Source organism: Tepidibacillus sp. HK-1 (genome assembly GCF_001748485.2).
GTDB lineage: Bacteria > Bacillota > Bacilli > Tepidibacillales > Tepidibacillaceae > Tepidibacillus_B > Tepidibacillus_B infernus.
This window is the reverse complement of the sequence record NZ_BDGM02000002.1, coordinates 21,377-38,297: the sequence shown is the minus strand read 5'-3', so window position 1 is coordinate 38,297 and position 16,921 is coordinate 21,377. Positions and strand designations below refer to the sequence as shown.

Here is a 16,921-nt window from a genome sequence, read left to right as displayed (position 1 = left end):
TTTTTATCCCTCCTTTACTTCGCAGTTTGTAAATATTCCTTTAAATAATGAAAATCATGAATTTTAATCAATGCTAAAGCAATAATATATTTACGATTCCGTTCTATGGTTTTTCGGCTTACTTCAACTTTTAAAAGTAAATCTTTAATCGGCAAGGATTTTTTTTCAAGCAAATATTGAACCATATTTTGATCTTCTATTAAGATGTCAGCAATCTTAAATAATTGCATCCTGCTATCAGCATGTTTTGGTGAAACTTCAACTAGATCATGCAAAGTAATCCCGTACTTTTCTATTTCCTGAATATACCTCAACATTTCATCCTTTCTTTGCTCTTTTATCTCTTTTTCTTGGTAGTTATCTATCGCTTGTCTCATTTCAATCGGATTGATGATTTGATTCTCCTCATCTTCCACTTCAAAAGTAGTGATCGGGATCTGCTTTTGGAACCTACTTTCTTTGCGTATATAATCAACAAGTCTTCTTTTGATAACCATCTTTGCAAAAGACAAGAACGATGTATTTTGTTTATGGTTAAACGAGTCCATCGCTTCATTAAAAGCAGATAAGGCAATACTAAATTCATCCATTTCTTGATGGATATATCTTTTGCAAACAGCAGAACTTTCACTTAGAATAAACGGTTGGTATTCCTTTAATAGGCGATTTCTCAATTCTAAATCCCCTGCTTGAACCATTTGAACCTGTTCATCCAAATTAATTTTTCTTCTGTTTTTTTTGGATTGTGCTTGGTTTCTAATTCCTAGGAAAATGTTAAAAATCACATGATACACCTCGCACTATATTTTTCGTAAATCTAATTCGCTTTTAGAGGGTAACTTGATCAAATCTTTGTTCTTTCAGATGACGTAACATAAAATAGAAGTATAATGACCCTACAATATACAAAATCCCATCCGACAATAGCGATCAAGTAAATTCAAGTATATCCTGTGATCAACAAAAAGGGAATAGTTAAAAATAGGGAATTACCAAACATTTGCTACCATACATAAAAAAGTCGAATCGACAAAAATATTGACTTAATCGTCATACTTTATTGACCAAAAATTAGCAAAAATCATATATAATCGAATCAAATCAACAATAAAATAGAGACTCGGAAATTAAATGAGTGATTCTGGGTCTTATGGGGGATGAAAGCAAATTTAAGAGGATAAACTGGAATTTTTCAATGTTATTTTCAAAAAAATGCATACCAAATAAACCACGAGTAGTGGATTTTTTGAAAAATGTATTTTAAGATGTGGTTATAAGGACAAAAGAGACTTAATTACAGTGTGGAGACTTGTAAAATGATTCTTTTTTGCTTCCTTCATCCACGCATCGGCATGCTGACACATGCCGATGATATAACTTCGAATATTCCAATGTCTGGAGCTACGCCCTCTTGAATCCTCTAAATGATAATCAATCTTTTGGCGTTTAATACAACGCTCGACCCCAGTTCGTAATGAATAGCGCTTATACCATTCCTTACTGTCACGTTTAACGCGTGGAAAAAGACGAGGATTATCCTTTGTCGCTGTATAAAACGTTCGGCCATATGTAGAATCAGAACATGGAGTTGGGCATTGCCAGCCTCCTACAACTGCAGGGCAACGCCATTTCCGACGGTAGGTTTTCTGGTTTAATCCCCAATGGATCATCGGTCGACCTAAGGTGCAAATCGGGACACCTTTAAGATTAATATCCATTTCCTTATGCTGAAACTGTTTTGAACGCCTTGGATTAAGGTCAATGATGGCAGATACATCATAGAGTTCTAACATTTCATAGATGGGATAAGCATCTAAGGCTGAATCTAAAATGGCTTCGCTGAATTTCCAATCTGGATACCAGTGTAAAAGCTCATGATATGTACTTACAAACAAGACGGAATCGTGTTTACTAGCACGATACATTCTAGGGTAAATCGGTAAATTATATGGACTATCTGAGGCGGTTATCATAAAAAGATTTCGTCCAAAATAGTACCTTTCTCTTGAGCTATCCCAGCCCCAATCTGCATCGGGATCTGAGAATAGTCGTTTACATTGACACTTCCAATTACCCTGTTTCCGGCAGTCACAGAGAAATTTACCGTAAGGTCGACCACCGGTTTCTACAGGAGTACCATCAGCCAAAATACTAAGAGATTGTATGTCTCCTAATAGCCCTGCAGATGCGGATTTGTTTACGAAAAGAGATTGAAATAGAATCTGAAGTTGATCATGCGCTTTAGGCGTATATCGAACTTTCTTGTTTTGGAAGGCGCGGTTAACCAGTTTCTTAACAATATTTGGATTTTTAGGTTCAAGCTTTTGATTCTTTTTACCTTTCTTACTAGGCTTTTTCAGCCTCCGTTTTTTACGGTTAGAAAGATGCGGAGTGGAGTGAAGCCAAAGGCGCTTGAAAAAGTCATAAAATGTTCCAACACCGGGAACATTATCCGGTGAAAAGCCACTGAGAATGGCAAAAATGGGATTGGTTTTTAAGGTGAATACCCAATTATCTACACTGGTTTCCTTTTGATAATGCATAAGCATTAAACTTCTAAGCATATCACAAGGATTACGTGGCTTTCTTCCTCTTGTATTAGAGGAATAACGATGTTTAAGCAACTCTGCTGTTTCAGTTAAATCTATTAAGGAACACCAAACGATTGGTTCAAAATAGAAGTCCTTTAAAAAGGATGTACTGATGTTGTTTTTCTCAAACTCTTCAATGATAAATTGGAGATACGATTCATGTGAACGAATATTAACAAACATATAAATTCCCCCGTATTTAGTGATAAAAAATGACCTCACTTAATTGTTAGGCGAATATATGTTTGTCAAGAGGAAAGTTTGTTCGTATCCATCCGTTTGGGGTGAAACGATAAAAAAGCCCTAGTCGAAAGACTAGGATTAACACGGAAAGTTAATTTCCGAGAGACTATATAAAATGATAGAGGTGAATAGAAAGAGAAGAGGGGGAGTTTGATGAAGTTTTTTCCGGTCATTGATGAAAAAATTGAAGGAATTATTAAATGGATTGAGATCGTCTTAGCAATTATATTAGTCTTAACGGTTATTGCTGAAGGTGGGTATATTGTCAATGATTTATTACATCTGGTAAGAAGTCATAATATCATTGATCAATCGAAGACGGTATTGGGTGATTTTCTTGTTTTGGTTGTGAGTTTAGAGTTTGCCATTATGTTGATTCGTAAAAATCCATTTGCCATTATCGATATTGTGATGATAGCGCTAGCGAGAAAAATCGTCCTAGAATATAAAAGTGCAACTGAATATTTTATTGCTACTTTAACCTTGGTATTATTGTTTATAGTACGTAAGGCTGTCCGAACGCAAGAAGAGAGAATCTTAGAGAAAAAACATAGCTAATAAAGAATGAACACCTTATTTTAGTTTTTGATGAGACTATTGCAGAGGATGGAATCCTAATCAGAGAATCGATTGATTACGACATTAAGGAAGTAGTTTTAACTGAACGCATGGGAAGAAGGACAGTTTGAATGGAAGAATTGATCACGATTGAAAATATCGTCAAAAAAGATAATAAGGGGAACCCAATCCTTAAAGACATCTCTGCAAAAGTAATGAAAGGGGAACTCATTACGATTATTGGTCCTTCTGGATCGGGAAAAAGTACTTTTTTATCTTTAATGAATAAAATGGCCGATCCAGATTCAGGGATCATCCGTTTTAAAGGCAAACCTTATCATGAACTGAATGTACTTGAATTACGCAAAAAAATTGGAATGGTCTTTCAAATGCCGACCATGCTTTCAGGTACAGTTAGAGATAATCTATTAATCGGACCTAAGCTATTTCGCCAAACGTTAACTGAAAAAGAAATAGACAATCTATTAGAACAAGTGACCCTTCCTAAAACGTTGAAGGATCAGGATGCTCGATCTCTTTCAGGGGGGCAAAAACAAAGGGTATCTTTAGCTCGAACCTTAGCGAACCAACCGGAGATTCTCTTATTGGATGAAGTCACCGCATCTCTAGATCCCAATAGTTCCTTAGAAATTGAAGAATTGATTCAAACCTTACATCAACAACAAGGGAAAACTATTTTGTGGGTCTCTCATAATTTGAAACAGGCAAAAAGAGTCGGACAATATACTTGGGTGATTGCAGATGGAAAAATCATTGAGAAAGGACATACAAATGAGGTATTTGAACATCCACAACATGAGGTCACACGAGAATTCATTGCTACCTCATTTGATGAGGAGGTAGAGAACGAATGAGTACTTTTGCCTTGTTGTTAACGCTAATTTTTGTCGCCTTTGCGATTATCCTTTCTATCTGGCAACGGATAGGGCTAGAAAAGGATATTATCATTGGAACCGTTCGAGCTGCGATCCAATTAATCGCGGTGGGTTATGTTCTCCATACGATTTTTCGGCTTCAATCATGGATATTAATTCTGTTGATGCTCACAATGATGATTACCGTCGCCACGCTAAATGCAAGGAAAAAGGGTAGAGGACTACCTAAAATTGGACGTCGAATTGCTATTGCAATTACTTCAACAGAAATTTTAACGATCGGTCTATTAGTCGGTCTGAAAATTATTGGTTCAACACCCCAATATATTATTCCGATCAGTGGAATGATCATTGGTAATGGTATGGTGGTTTCAGGATTATTTCTTAATCGATTACATTCGGAATTGGAAACGAGAAGAGAAGAAATCAAGGTGTATTTGGCACTAGGAGCGACATCAAAACAGGCAATTTCCCATGTGATGCAGAATACAGTAAAAGCGTCCATGTTGCCAACCATTGACGGGATGAAAACAGTCGGGCTAGTTCAATTACCCGGTATGATGACCGGTATGATTGTAGCCGGAGCTAATCCGATCGAAGCCGTACGTTATCAGATTTTGATCATGTATTCCTTTACTTCATCTGCAGCAATTACTGCGATTCTGTTGGGATTGTTAACACATGGGCTATTATTTAATAAAGCACACCAGTTCATTGAAAGATTTTAAGTGAATATATTTAACTCAACTTTCGCAACTGAACCAAATTGCCTAGGTTATATTGAATAATTTTTTCAACTTTTCTTTCCCAGCTTGCGTTGAAAAGATGCGATCCATATCAGGATAAAGTTGTTGGTCATGATAAAGATTCTTCTCTTCCAAATTCACAAGAAGCTTCGCTTCCCAAATGATTTGAAAATCAATACCATCAATTTTATTAAATGTATATTGATGACCAATGATGTAAAGGGTACGATCAATGACATCCTTTTCCACACCTAATCTTTCTAGAATTTCCTTGGCAATAGGCGGTCCTTCTAACTCTTGATATTTCCCTCCAGTGGAACGATGTTTTTTCTCTGCTTCTTGAATCCCAATATGACTAAAAAGAGCTGTGAAAACAATCACTTGTTTCATCTTTTCATCCTGAATCTGTTCTTGTTCAGCAATTTCTTCAGCGTGCTTTAATACCTTTATCCCATAACCAACTCTTTTTTCATCTAAGATAAAGTATTGTTTTAGTTCTGCTATCGCTTTTTCGATCATTTCCTGCAACTTTACTCCATCCTTTCTACTGAATCTACTTTCTTTGTTTACATCTTATTTTCAGTGATTTCATTTTTTCTACCTTTTCCCATTCCATTCAGCAAAGAACTGTTCAAGGAAACGTTCCATAAATTGATGGCGTTTTACTGCAATTTCTTTACCTGCTTGCGTATTCATTTTATCTTTTAAAAGCAAAAGCTTCTCATAAAAGTGATTGATACTATTCCCTTTATTTTGTATGTACTCTTCTTTTGACATGTTTAGTTTTGGCGGCTTATCTGGATTCCAAATCTCTCTGTTTTTGGCTCCACCATAGGCAAAAGCACGTGCTATCCCAATTGCGCCAATCGCATCCAACCGATCTGCATCTTGAACAATTTGGGACTCAATCGAGCTTAACTGTTCTGTTTGCTGGTGGAAACTAATTTCCCCAATAATTTGTACGACTTGATCAATAAGACGTTGATCAACCGCAAATTGTTTCAAAATTTGCTTTGGCACTTCAGTTTGGGTTTGATGAGAGCCAGTGATTTTGTAATCGCCAATATCATGTAAAAGAGCGGCTAATTGTACAACCCATGGGTTAACTTCCTTATCTTTTTCTTCCTGCTCTAACAATAGCAAAGCATTATAATAAACCCTCATCACATGCCAATAATCATGTCCTGTAGCTTCACGTAACATTTGTTCCTTTACTATTCCTTTAACTTTTTCAACAATCAATTCCATTGACTCCATCCGTGTTCTTCCTTTTTTAATCTTAATCAGATCGTTTTAATTGTTTCGTATGACTTAACTTTTAGTATAACAAAACTTTTCAACTTTGTAGCAAAAGAAAATCCCCTCGTATGTGCAAAGGGATTCTTCACTATTTTTCTTATGCATTCCTTATAATCGCTTCATAAGTACTTTTGTCTAAATTCTTAACTAATGCGGTTAAAGTTTCTTTGGCAGCTATGTAATCATCGTAATGGATGATGGAAGCATGGCTATGAATATAACGGGATGGAATGGATACAACTATGGAAGGAACTCCCCTACCATGAGTATGAACTCTTCCAGCATCTGTTCCACCTTGGGAGACAAAGTATTGATGTTTCACTCCTAATGTTTGAACGGTATCTAGGATATACTCCCTCATCCCTTGATGAGTAATATAAGAACGGTCATAGATACGAATTAAAACGCCATCACCAATATTTCCCATCGCATCTTCAGGTGCTCCTGGTACATCTCCAGCGGGACCTGCATCTAAAGCAAAAAAGATGTCTGGTTTAATCATATTTGCCGCTGTTTCAGCTCCACGCAAACCTACTTCTTCTTGAACATTAGCTCCAGCGAATAAAGTATTGGGTAATTTTACATCTTTAAGGGAGGCTAATAAATCAACCGCCATTGCACAACCAAAACGATTATCCCAAGCTTTGGCCATTAACTTCTTCGGATTGCTTAGGACAGAAAAAGGAGTGGCAGGGACAATGGGTTGCCCAGGACGAATTCCCATTTCTAAGGCATCTTCTCTATTATCTGCTCCTACATCAATAAACATTTTTTTAATATCGACTGTTTTCTTTTTATCCTCATCAGATAGAAGATGGGGTGGTAATGAACCGATCACTCCCATTACCTCTCCTGTAAGAGTTAAGATTCTTACACGTTGGGCCAAAAGAACCTGACTCCACCATCCTCCTAGTGGTTGAAATTTAATAAAACCCTTCTCGGTAATTTGTGTCACCATAAATCCAACTTCATCAAGATGGCCTGCCACCATTACTGTTGGCCCAGCTGGATCATCCCGTCTTACTCCAAAAATTCCACCAAGGTTATCTTGGATAATTTCATTGGTATATTGACTCATATACTTTCGCATAAGATCTCGAACCTGTCTTTCAAATCCAGGTGCTCCATGTGCCTCTGTTAGTTCCTTAAACATCTGTAATCGTTCATTCATTTCAATCTTTCCCCTTTCCATTTTAATGACCTTACTTATCATTATAGTAAATATTGTTATTTTTCAAAGAATTTATTTCGTTTTTTAGAAACTTTTTCTTTTAATAGAATACATATGAGTGAAGTAGAAATTTCCTATTGATAAAAAGAATGAAAGCGTTTACCATTAAATTATCCAAGCATTTATCGGTTTAAAGGGAAGAAGGGAAACTTATGAAACGTGGTGAATTAAACCTAAAGATTTGTTTAAATGGACATATTGTAAAGGAATTAGAACAGAATGTGTGCCCTCAATGCGGCTCACAAATCGTAACTGAATGTCCAGCTTGCCACACAGCATTTCAAGAATACGATCATTTACCTACTGTATGTGTCAAATGTGGCCATGTTTATCCATGGACAAAAGAAAAGTTGCAATCCCTTAAGGAATTAGCTGAAAAGATGGATTATTTGACGAGAGATGAGAGAAATATTTTAGAAGACAGTATTTGTGAAATTATACGTGAAACCCCTTTTACCCCTGTTGCCGCGATTCGTGTTAAAAAGATTATTGAAAAGCTCGGACCCAAAACATCTATCTTCAAAGATCAATTATTGGATATCTCTAGTGAGACAGCTAAAGAAATTATCTGGACGGATTAGAATTTTTGTAAGCGTTTTAAAAGAATATAAATAAAAAAGGGGAGTCGGATCATTCCAAACTTCCCGTTTTTGCAATTAATTTGTTATGGTGCCTTCAAATGATCTTCATACATTATCAGAGATCCACCTTATTAGCAAGTTTTGCCCTTAAATCATTTTCAAATAATTTACGTTCGGATGTAAAGGATCAACATTCCAGTATTCCTTTATACCGAAATATGCATATGTTTTCCGTTTGTTCTTCTTATCTTTTAATGCGGTGGAAGGAGAGAGAATTTCCACGATTAAATCCGGTGCCTTTTTTGCCCATGTTTTTCACTACCTACACATCACATTTTTTCTTTATTATATCATGTGGCTAAAAATTCAAAAGAGAGAATAGGATGATTCCTATCTTCCCTCTTGTATTAGTACTATTTAACGAAGTACAGAAGAAGCCATTCTCACATAGGTATGACGCTTACCTCTTACCACTATGGAATAAACCATGATGTTTTCAGGAATCGCAATACCAGCATAACCAGCATCACCTATATGGTAAACATCAGCGCCTGCCATTTTACTATTAAGAGCAATTTGTCTAATCGTACTTTCATCTGCTCCTTCTTGACTTGTTCCAATCGTTAATAATGCAAGTGCACCCTTTTTATGGATAGATTTTATAAGTTGTTGAGTGGATTGAATGGTGATTCCCGGAACCGTACCTGGAGAAGGAAGTAGGATAATATCTGCTCCTGATTCTATAAAACCTATAATATCTTCTTCTTTTACGATTTCATCACCTGTTTCTCCTTCTACCCCGGCTCCATGCATTTTCCCAGCAATAATCAGGCCATCTTTCCCAAATACGCTTCTTGCTGTTTCAATTGCTTTCTTAATTTCTATATTGGTTACTCCTGTTTTCGGATTACCCGTTAAACAAACAAAATCAAATCCTAACTTTTTAGCCTCTGTTAATGCCTTTTCAGAAGCTAATCTTCCTTCTGGCAAATGAACAAGTTTCTCTAATTGTTTAGCTTTTAGATCGACAGGTTCTAAATTTAATCCTACAGGACGGCCAATTAATTCCTTTAACCGATTAACAATCATTGCTGGCTCTTCTATCCTTAAACCTTGAATAGATGGATGAAAAACATCGAAGAAATTAAGTAAAATCATATCTGCTCCAAAAGCAGCGGATATTTCTGCATTGGTTACACTTGGGTATAAAGGTTGTACGGCTCCAATAACTTCGGAAACAATAACTCGACCTTCTGAAGCTTTTATGGCTTGTTTTAGATCCTGACCATTCATTATTTTAAAATCTGATGCTGTACAATCTAATAATCTTTTCATTATAGAAACCCCCACTACATCAAACGCATGGCATTAGCTAAAAATTCAACGTCTGTACCAACAACCACTTGGATTTCTGTAGAACTAAGCTTAATTACTCCTTTAGCCCCAAGTCTTTTTAATTCAGCTTCATCTACTTTTGTTATATCTTTTACTTTAAGGCGCAAACGAGTCACACAATTGTCTAAATGTGCAATATTATCTTTTCCACCTAATGCTTCATAATATTTTACTGCCAAATCTTCATATTTTTTCGAGCTAATCGTTAATCCACCCTCTTCTATTTCTTCATCTTCACGACCTGGTGTTTTCAAGTCCATCACCTTGATTAAGAAATAAAAGATAACAAAATAGGCTAAACCATAAACTAAACCAAAAGCAAAAAGTAACCATGGCTTTGTGGCCAATCCAAGATTTAAGAAGAAGTCAATTGCTCCAGCCGAGAATGTAAAACCATGATGAGTTCCTAGTAAGTAAGCGATAGACATTGAAATGCCTGTTAGAACAGCGTGAACAAAATATAAAATTGGCGATAAGAACATGAAAGCAAATTCAATCGGTTCGGTAATACCTGTTAAAAATGAAGTCAATGCGACCCCAATCAACATTCCAGCAACTGCTTTACGTCGATGCTTTTTAGCAGTCGCAATCATAGCAAGGGCTGCAGCAGGAAGACCAAACATCATTACTGGGAAAAATCCTGCCATAAAGATACCTGCAGAAGGATCTCCGGCGAAGAAACGGTTTAGATCACCTGTTTTCCCCCCAAACTCACCGAAAACAAACCAAACTAAACTATTAAGTACATGGTGTAACCCTACAGGAATTAACAAACGATTTAAGAAACCAAAAATTCCAACCCCTAATGCTCCTGCTCCCACAATCCATTCTCCCACGGCATTGATACCGTTTTGAATGACAGGCCAGATATAGCCAAAGATTCCTGCTAAAATAAGCATCGCAAGAGAGGTAACGATAGGGACAAATCGTTTACCACCGAAAAATCCCAACCAATCTGGTAATTTAATCTCATGATAACGATTATACAAAAGACCAGCAACAATACCAGCAATAATTCCACCCAAGACTGCCATATTGATCTCTTCGTTTATGGCAGTAGCTCCTTTTGTTAATACAAAATAACCAACAGCTCCAGCTAAACCCGCAGAACCGTTTCCATCCTTTGATAATCCTACCGCTACCCCGATTGCAAAAAGCAACGCTAAATTTGAAAATACAGCATCACCAGCTGCTGCGATAAAAGGAATATTTAATAAATCCGGTTGACCTAAACGTAATAATAAGCCTGCAGCAGGTAATACAGCAATTGGTAGCATTAATGCTTTACCAATTCGTTGTAAAAAACCTAACATAATAAGACCCCTTCCTTCATTTTAGATTTGTATTGAAAAAGCGATGAATCGCTTCTTTCAATCTACCATTAGATTGACTTAAATAATACTGAGCTTGTTCTTTGGATCCTTGTGTTAAAGCAACAAATATCGCTGTTTTTAAATGATATTCACTTTGTTCAAGTAAATCTTTTGCTTCAAATTCAGATAGATTAGTTAAATCCATTAAAGTTGAGATTGCTCTCTTAACCAATTTTTTATTAATTAATTGCATATCTACCATCTGATTTTGGTAAACTTTCCCTAAGCGAACCATTGTCGCTGTAGATATCATATTTAAGATCATCTTTTGAGCTGTTCCAGCCTTTAATCTTGTTGAACCCCGAATAACTTCTGGCCCAACAACAGCTTCAATCCCAAATAGACTAAATTTTGAAGCTGGAGTTTTTTCATTACAACTAATTGAAATTGTTAATGCTCCAATTTTATTACCAAAATCAAGTGCTGAAAGAACATATGGTGTAGTACCACTGGCACTTACGCCAATAATAACGTCATTTGCTGATATTAAATATCCTTGTAATTCTTCAACCACTTGTTTTTCATCGTCTTCATTTTCCTCTAAAGGATTCCACATGGCTTCATATCCTCCAGCAATGAGCCCTATCCATCTTCCCGATTCAATTGAGAAAGTTGGAATTAACTCAACTGCATCAAGAACTCCAAGTCGTCCACTCGTTCCAGCCCCAACAACAAAGCATCTTCCCCCTTTTTGCCAACGGTCAACGATCGCATCGACAGCCTTTGCAACTGTTGGAAGAGTTTTTTCTATGGCTAGATAAATTTTTTGATCTTCTTCTGCCATTAGAGTAATAATCTCCAAAGAACTCATTTCATCAATTTTTAAGCTTTTCTGGTTACTCTGTTCTGTAATCGTTTTCTTTTCTTCCATCATTTCACCCTTGGCATATCAATAATAAATTTGTATCGGTCAGCACGATATACGGACTTAACTACTTCCAATGGATTCCCATCTTCAAGATAGCTGTAACGTTGTATCATTAAAACAGGTGCCCCTTCATGAATATCTAATATTTCACTTTCTGTTTTCCTAGCTATTGACGCCTCAAGCACTTGAGTTCCATGACCAATTTTCATATTTAAAATATTTTCAATATATTCGTACAAAGAACCATTAACGATTTCTTTATTTAACCCTTTTACTAGATCTACAGGTAAATATGAAACCTCATATGCCATTGGTATATGATCCGCCAATCGAACCCGTTTTACTTCATAGATAAGTGTTCCTTCTTCAATCGCTAATTTAGTTGCAATCCCAAGACTGCTAGGAATAACATTAAAATCAATTAACTTCGTACTTGGTTCCATTCCTCTGGTTTTCATATCCTCTGAAAAACTTGTTAGCCCTTTTAAGGTTTGCTCAATTTTTTGTCTTGCTACATAGGTACCTTTGCCTTGCTTACGAAGTAGATACCCGTCATTTACAAGACTGTTGATAGCTTGGCGAACAGTCATTCTACTTATCTCGTATTTTTCGGAAAACTCTCGCTCTGAAGGAATTAAATCACCCGGTTTTAATTCCTCTTTTTCAATCATTTCTTTAATGATTTCCTCAAGCTGATAGTAGATCGGTAAAGGAGAATTTTTATTGATCATACGCACCAACTCTTTCCTTTTCATTGATTATAGACATTGCTTTTGCATCAGCAATAATAGTCACATTCGGGTGTTTTTTTAGGATAGAAGCTGGAAGCTCTTCATTTATCTCCTTAGTCATTAAATCGTGTAATATTTGTGCCTTTTTTAAACCATAAACCAATAATATAATCTGCTTGCTTTTCATGATTGTAGCGATCCCCATTGTAATCGCATGTGTCGGAACCTCAGATAAATCATGAAAAAAACGAGAGTTAGCTCTTCGAGTTGATTCAGCTAATTTTACGACATGCGTAGTTGAATCGAAAGCTGTTCCAGGCTCATTAAAACCGATATGCCCATTTACGCCAATTCCTAAAAGTTGTAGATCTATACCTCCAACTTGTTCAATAAGTCCTTCATATCTTTGGCATTCGATCTCTAAATCTTCCGCCATACCATTTGGAATGTGTATTTGGTCTGATGGAATATCAATATGATTAAAAAGGTTTTCTCTCATGTAATAGTAATAACTATTTGGATTTTCTTTATACAAACCTACATATTCATCTAAATTAAATGTTTGCACATGTTGATATGAAGTTTTATTGTTTAAAAAGTCCTCACGCAAATTTTCATATACGCCTAAAGGAGTTGATCCTGTAGCCAAACCAAGTGTCAAAAAAGTAGACTGAGATACACGTTCGATAATGATTTCTGAAGTCTTTTTAGTCAATGCTTTGTAATCTTCTACCTCAATGATTTTCATATTCCTTTTCCTCCTTCCCGGTTATATGCTAATTCGCCTCTACAAAATGTCATAACGACTTGGTTATTTTTATCAAGTAAAACAAGATCAGCATCCTTACCAACTTTAATACTACCTTTTCTATCAAATACATTAAGTTGTTTAGCTGGATTTATTGAGCTCATATGGATAACGTCTTCTAACGTACAATCCGTAAAATTCATCATATTTTTCATTGCATCCTTCATTTTTAAAATGCTACCTGCTAATGTACCATCTTTTAAGGATGCTTGTTGATCATCAACAAAAACTTCTTGCCCTCCTAATTGATAAATACCCTTTCCTAAACATTTTGCCCTCATGGCATCTGTTACCAGAACAACACCTTCCTTACCCTTTTGCTGAAAAACTAATTTGACCATTTCCGGTCGCACATGAATACCATCTACGATAAGTTCCGCTTTGACTTGATCATGTAGTAATACAGCCCCAACAACTCCAGGTTCGCGATGATGTAATCCCCTCATTCCATTAAATAGATGGGTGGCATGTGTAACACCTACTTTGATTGCTTCTACCACTTCCTGATAAATGGCATCAGAATGTCCAATAGAAGTAACAACACCTGTTTCTCGCAAGTAGGCAGTTAATTCCAATCCTCCTTTCCTTTCGGGGGCTAAGGTTACTAACTTAATATGATTTCCTGAAATTGTTTGCCATTTTTTAAATAGTTCAACGTCTGGTTCAATAATGGCGTGCGGAGGTTGTGCACCAGCTCTTTTCGACGAGATAAATGGCCCTTCTAGATGTACTCCTAAAACCTCAGCTTTCCCAGACCGGTTTTCTGTCCTCATATAATTAGCTACATTAATCAAAGCCTGTTCAATTTCTTCTTTCTCCTTTGTAATCGTTGTTGCTAAGAAACCGGTTGTTCCTTCTTTAGGTAATGCGCTTGCAATGGTTTCAATCGCTTCAAAAGTTGCATCCATTGTGTCTGCACCTGCAGCTCCGTGAATATGAAGATCGATCGCTCCTGGAATGAGTTTATAATCATTTGATAACTGGATTACTTCAATATTGTCTGTATTTTGAAACTTATCCATCTCATCAATTTCTAATATTATTCCATTTTCAATTCTAATGTAGCCATTTTCAATCTTTTCGTCTTGTTTGAAAATAGTCACATTTGAAATAATAAAGCGGTTTCTGTTTGGAACCATGCTGTCAGGACTCCTTTTATTTATTTCTAAATTGATCTTATCATTAAGATAACTAGTTGTCTATACCATTTGTTAAGAAAAATAAAATCATTGTATGAAGTTATCAAATAGAGGGGATATTCTCCCCTCTTGACTCTGAATTTATATTCATATTGTTTAGTATAAAAACATTCAACGGTTATATGCATTAGGTTTAATGAGTTTCTCCTTACTCCCCAAAGTTTTGTTCAAATAATGAGTGCACACCTTGTAAAGCATTTTCTTCATCAAGACCATTTACACGAATTTGAACTGTTTGTCCTTTTTTAGCTCCTAAAGCTAATACGCTCATGATACTTTTTGCATTTGCTTCTTTATCATCTACTGTAATGGTAATCTCACTTTGATATTTACTAGCTTCTTTAACTAACATCGAAGCAGGTCTTGCATGTAATCCTGTTTCATTATTAATGATAACTTGTTTTGATAGCATTACTTCCATCTCCCGTTTAAATAAAATTTGAGTAATTATACTTTTACCTTTTCTATTGTAACTTTCTTAAAAATTGATTCTACAATTTCTTTCCGAATTTGCCCTGTACCCATTTCCATTGCATTTGCAGTTCCACATGCCACGCCGAATTTTAACATTTCTTCTATTTCATAGTTTCTGTTAAGTCCAATTGCAAAGCCTGCAACCATGGAATCCCCTGACCCAACTGGATTCTTTACTTTTATTTTTGGGGTTTTCACCTTATACCCTATATCTTTATGGATTATGATTGCACCATCACTTCCTAAGGAAACAACTACAAATTCAATACTATTTTGACTAATTTCTTTGACAGCTTCAATGATCTCTTCTTCTGAGTCAATAGGTCGATTCATTAGTGATTCTAATTCTCTTTTGTTTGGTTTAATCAAATAAGGGGAAGCTTTGACTGCTTCTTTTAATGCAAGACCACTTGTATCCAAAATAAATTTTTTCCCCTTTTTCTTTGCCCTAATGATTAACTCGTAATACATGGATATAGGTACCCCTTCGGGTAAACTACCTGATGCAACTATCACTGAACTATCTTGTAGTATTCTTTCATATTCGTAGAGAAAAATGCCTATTTGATCTGGCGTAACTTTTGGACCAGACTCTAATATTTCAGTTTGCATACCACTGTTCGATAAAATCGCTATACAGTTACGTGTTTCACCATCAATCCTAATAAAATTACTTTTAACATCTATACGATTTAACTGTTCTGCAATGAAGTCACCGTTTCTTCCCGCTAAAAAGCCAGTTGTGTAAACTTCTTCTCCTAATTGTTTTGCGACCCTAGCAACATTAAGTCCTTTTCCACCTGCTGTTGCTTCAAATTGCCTTGTTCGAAATATATGTCCAACTTGAAAATCTTGGACGACATATCTTCGATCAATTGATGGATTTAAAGTTATGGTTGTTATCAAAAAGAATCACTTCCTTATAAAGCCTTGCCATCACTACCGCATAACTTAATTTTTTCAATCGTTACCTTTTTCATCGCTTCTTTACCAGGAGTCAAATATTTTCTTGGGTCACTTTCCTCTGGATGTTCATTAAAAAATTGCTTTACCGCATTAGAAAATGGAATCTTTAATTCTGTTGCAATATTTACTTTGGTAATTCCTAGTTCAATCGATCTTCTTACATCTTTATCTGGAATTCCCGAAGCCCCATGAAGAACTAATGGTATCTCTATTCGTTGATTTATCCGTTCAAGCCGATCAAAGTCTAATTTTGGTTCAGCTTTATATAATCCATGAGCTGTTCCAATTGCTATAGCTAATGAGTCTATTTTCGTTCTTTCAACAAATTCAACAGCTTTTTCCGGATCTGTAAATATTGAATCTTTTTCATCTACGACTAAATCATCTTCTTGCCCACCAAGTCGTCCTAATTCAGCTTCCACTGTTACTCCAAATCGATGTGCATAATTAACCACTTCTGTTACCTTTCGAATATTTTCCTCAAATGGATCATGAGAGGCATCGATCATAACCGATTTGTACCCCAAATCAATACATTGTTTAATGTAATCAATATCTTCTGAATGGTCTAGATGAAGAGCAATAGGGATATTGTATCTAGCCGTTGCTACATTTGCGATAGCCAACAAATAATCTGGACCAGTATATTTTACGGTACTTGGAGTAGCTGCTAGAATAATTGGCGATTGTAACTCAGCAGCAGCATCAACTACCACTTGAACGGTTTCTAAATTGTGTATGTTAAAAGCGGGTACTGCATATTTTCTTTTTTGGGCATCAAGAAGCATTTCTTTTGTTGAGACAATTGACATCTTCATTCCTCCTTATAGGTTGAATCTCATTTATTATAGCATAAATCATGATATTATGACGTACGTACCAATTATAACATATTCTTTTTTAAATTTTAAAACAATTAGTTATTCAGTAATTCAATATTATAATAAAACCTTTGGATCGCA

The 16,921-nt window shown here is 35.9% G+C and carries 18 protein-coding genes and 1 pseudogene; 4 read left to right on the top strand and 15 right to left on the bottom strand.

The features are described 5' to 3' along the window. Positions 1-14: 14 nt before the first annotated feature. Both sigI and BEN26_RS01135 read right to left on the bottom strand, forming a co-directional pair. Entirely contained in the window at positions 15-785 is a 771-nt protein-coding gene (gene sigI, locus BEN26_RS01140) for an RNA polymerase sigma-I factor (protein ID WP_082732480.1), read from the bottom strand. A 486-nt stretch (positions 786-1,271) separates the two neighbouring features. After that, positions 1,272-2,774 (bottom strand): transposase, encoded by a 1,503-nt coding sequence (locus BEN26_RS01135; RefSeq protein ID WP_069800666.1) that lies wholly within the window; start codon positions 2,772-2,774, stop codon positions 1,272-1,274. Positions 2,775-2,987: 213 nt separating this feature from the next. Here BEN26_RS01135 and BEN26_RS01130 point away from each other — a divergent pair, with 213 nt between their 5' ends. The 3 genes from BEN26_RS01130 (at position 2,988) to BEN26_RS01120 (ending at position 5,016) form a co-directional block, all read left to right on the top strand. Next, the gene (locus BEN26_RS01130) at positions 2,988-3,392 is read left to right on the top strand and encodes a phosphate-starvation-inducible PsiE family protein (RefSeq protein WP_069800668.1); all 405 of its coding nucleotides are present in this window, start codon (positions 2,988-2,990) and stop codon (positions 3,390-3,392) included. 131 nt (positions 3,393-3,523) lie between these two features. Then, positions 3,524-4,267: an ABC transporter ATP-binding protein gene (locus BEN26_RS01125; protein ID WP_069800670.1), complete on the top strand. Its 744-nt coding sequence runs from the start codon at positions 3,524-3,526 to the stop codon at positions 4,265-4,267. After that, positions 4,264-5,016 carry an ABC transporter permease gene (locus BEN26_RS01120; RefSeq protein WP_069800672.1) on the top strand — a complete coding sequence of 251 codons (753 nt, stop codon included), beginning with the start codon at positions 4,264-4,266 and terminating at the stop codon, positions 5,014-5,016. The genes BEN26_RS01125 and BEN26_RS01120 overlap by 4 nt, the downstream gene beginning before the upstream one ends. Before the next feature lie 42 nt (positions 5,017-5,058). On the opposite strand, the gene BEN26_RS01115 is transcribed toward BEN26_RS01120, so the two are convergent. The 3 genes from BEN26_RS01115 to BEN26_RS01105 form a co-directional block, all read right to left on the bottom strand. Continuing rightward, entirely contained in the window at positions 5,059-5,562 is a 504-nt protein-coding gene (locus tag BEN26_RS01115; RefSeq protein WP_220126389.1) for a phosphohydrolase, read from the bottom strand. A 69-nt stretch (positions 5,563-5,631) separates the two neighbouring features. Continuing rightward, on the bottom strand, positions 5,632-6,291 hold the full coding sequence (locus BEN26_RS01110; RefSeq protein WP_069800674.1) for an HD domain-containing protein: 660 nt from the start codon (positions 6,289-6,291) through the stop codon (positions 5,632-5,634). Positions 6,292-6,430: 139 nt separating this feature from the next. After that, the gene (locus tag BEN26_RS01105) at positions 6,431-7,504 is read right to left on the bottom strand and encodes a M42 family metallopeptidase (protein ID WP_068725764.1); all 1,074 of its coding nucleotides are present in this window, start codon (positions 7,502-7,504) and stop codon (positions 6,431-6,433) included. A gap of 212 nt (positions 7,505-7,716) precedes the next feature. On the opposite strand from BEN26_RS01105, the gene BEN26_RS01100 reads away from it, so the two are divergent. After that, on the top strand, positions 7,717-8,145 hold the full coding sequence (locus BEN26_RS01100) for a DUF2321 domain-containing protein (RefSeq protein WP_069800676.1): 429 nt from the start codon (positions 7,717-7,719) through the stop codon (positions 8,143-8,145). Between the two features lie 168 nt (positions 8,146-8,313). Here BEN26_RS01100 and BEN26_RS01095 read toward each other — a convergent pair. The 10 genes and pseudogenes from BEN26_RS01095 to BEN26_RS01050 all read right to left on the bottom strand — a co-directional run. Further along, positions 8,314-8,439, bottom strand: a pseudogene (locus BEN26_RS01095) (Uma2 family endonuclease); the annotation flags it as partial. A gap of 123 nt (positions 8,440-8,562) precedes the next feature. Further along, the gene (locus BEN26_RS01090; RefSeq protein WP_069800678.1) at positions 8,563-9,480 is read right to left on the bottom strand and encodes a DUF7916 family protein; all 918 of its coding nucleotides are present in this window, start codon (positions 9,478-9,480) and stop codon (positions 8,563-8,565) included. 14 nt (positions 9,481-9,494) lie between these two features. Beyond that, entirely contained in the window at positions 9,495-10,853 is a 1,359-nt protein-coding gene (gene nagE, locus BEN26_RS01085; protein ID WP_069800680.1) for an N-acetylglucosamine-specific PTS transporter subunit IIBC, read from the bottom strand. A gap of 16 nt (positions 10,854-10,869) precedes the next feature. Next, complete coding sequence (murQ, locus tag BEN26_RS01080) at positions 10,870-11,784, bottom strand: N-acetylmuramic acid 6-phosphate etherase (RefSeq protein ID WP_069800682.1); 915 nt, start codon at positions 11,782-11,784, stop codon at positions 10,870-10,872. Further along, positions 11,784-12,512: a GntR family transcriptional regulator gene (locus BEN26_RS01075; RefSeq protein WP_069800684.1), complete on the bottom strand. Its 729-nt coding sequence runs from the start codon at positions 12,510-12,512 to the stop codon at positions 11,784-11,786. The genes murQ and BEN26_RS01075 overlap by 1 nt, the downstream gene beginning before the upstream one ends. Continuing rightward, the gene (gene nagB / locus BEN26_RS01070; protein ID WP_069800686.1) at positions 12,502-13,260 is read right to left on the bottom strand and encodes a glucosamine-6-phosphate deaminase; all 759 of its coding nucleotides are present in this window, start codon (positions 13,258-13,260) and stop codon (positions 12,502-12,504) included. Before nagB ends, BEN26_RS01075 begins: the two co-directional genes overlap by 11 nt. Next, the gene (nagA, locus tag BEN26_RS01065) at positions 13,257-14,459 is read right to left on the bottom strand and encodes an N-acetylglucosamine-6-phosphate deacetylase (RefSeq protein WP_069800689.1); all 1,203 of its coding nucleotides are present in this window, start codon (positions 14,457-14,459) and stop codon (positions 13,257-13,259) included. The genes nagB and nagA overlap by 4 nt, the downstream gene beginning before the upstream one ends. 208 nt (positions 14,460-14,667) lie before the next feature. Beyond that, the gene (locus BEN26_RS01060) at positions 14,668-14,931 is read right to left on the bottom strand and encodes an HPr family phosphocarrier protein (RefSeq protein ID WP_069800691.1); all 264 of its coding nucleotides are present in this window, start codon (positions 14,929-14,931) and stop codon (positions 14,668-14,670) included. A gap of 35 nt (positions 14,932-14,966) precedes the next feature. Then, on the bottom strand, positions 14,967-15,899 hold the full coding sequence (gene pfkB, locus BEN26_RS01055) for a 1-phosphofructokinase (protein ID WP_069800693.1): 933 nt from the start codon (positions 15,897-15,899) through the stop codon (positions 14,967-14,969). 14 nt (positions 15,900-15,913) lie between these two features. Beyond that, the gene (locus BEN26_RS01050) at positions 15,914-16,771 is read right to left on the bottom strand and encodes a tagatose bisphosphate family class II aldolase (protein WP_069800695.1); all 858 of its coding nucleotides are present in this window, start codon (positions 16,769-16,771) and stop codon (positions 15,914-15,916) included. Positions 16,772-16,921 lie beyond the last annotated feature (150 nt).